This is a genomic window from Janthinobacterium sp. JF4, assembly GCF_059617925.1.
Genome location: NZ_JCAQAV010000102.1, coordinates 1 through 1,296, shown reverse-complemented (window position 1 = coordinate 1,296; position 1,296 = coordinate 1). Strand labels below are relative to the sequence as shown.

The window sequence follows — 1,296 nt, the reverse complement described above, 5'->3', positions numbered from 1 at the left end:
CGCACGGCACGGCGACGGCCAGCGGCACCAGCATCACCTACACGCCGGCGGCAGGTTATTCCGGGCAGGACAGTTTTACCTATACGGCCAGCAACGCCGGTGGCACATCGGCGGCGGCCATCGTGACGGTCACAGTAGGCAATCCTAGCGTCAGCCTGACGCCAGCCAGCTTACCCAATCCCACGGCGGAAGCGGTCTACACTACGACGCTGACGGCAGCGGGCGGCACGGCGCCGTACACCTTCAGCGTGGCCAGCGGCACCTTGCCCGCCGGCCTGAGCCTGAACGCGGCGACCGGCGTGCTGTCTGGCACGACCAATGTAGCCGGCAGCTTTACCTTCAGCCTGCGCGCCAGCGACAGCAGCACGGGCGCGGGCGCGCCATTCAGCGCGACCAACAGCTATACCGTAACGGTTGCTGCGCCGAGCATCACGGTGACACCGGGTACCTTGCCGGCGGCGACAGTGGCCACGGCGTACAGCCAGCAACTGTCGGCCAGCGGCGGCGTCGCTCCCTATGCCTACACGCTGTCGGGTGGCAGCCTGCCTGCGGGCCTGACCCTGAGCAGCATCGGTTTGCTGAGCGGCACGCCGACGGCGGGCGGCAGTTTCACCGTGACCGTGCAGGCGGCCGATGCGCACCAGTTCACCGGCACGCAAAGCTATACCCTGGTGGTGTCCTCTGCCACGCTCAGCCTGACCCCGGCCACCTTGCCCAATCCCACGGCAGAAGCGGCCTATACTGCGACCCTGGCGGCGGCGGGCGGCACGGCGCCGTACACCTTCAGCGTGGCCAGCGGCAGCCTGCCTGCCGGCCTGAGCCTGAATGCGGCCACCGGCGTCCTGTCCGGCACGACCAATGTTGCCGGCAGCTTTACCTTCAGCCTGCGCGCCAGCGACAGCAGCACGGGCGCGGGCGCGCCATTCAGCGCGACCAACAGCTATACCGTAACGGTTGCTGCGCCGAGCATCACGGTGACACCGGGTACCTTGCCGGCGGCGACAGTGGCCACGGCGTACAGCCAGCAACTGTCGGCCAGCGGCGGCGTCGCTCCCTATGCCTACACGCTGTCGGGTGGCGGCCTGCCTGCGGGCCTGACCCTGAGCAGCAGCGGTTTGCTGAGCGGTACCCCAACGGCGGGCGGCAGTTTCACCGTGACCGTGCAGGCGGCCGATGCGCACCAGTTTACCGGTACGCAAAGCTATACGCTGACCGTAGCGTCGGCGACGCTCAGCCTGACGCCGGCCAGCTTGCCCAATCCGACGGCGGAAGCGGCCTACACTGCGACCCTGACGG

The 1,296-nt window shown here is 68.7% G+C and carries 1 protein-coding gene; it reads left to right on the top strand.

Going from position 1 to position 1,296, the window contains the following annotated elements:
* A partial coding sequence (locus tag AC54AF_RS27045; RefSeq protein WP_496639049.1) for a putative Ig domain-containing protein occupies positions 1–1,296 on the top strand: 1,296 nt, incomplete at both ends.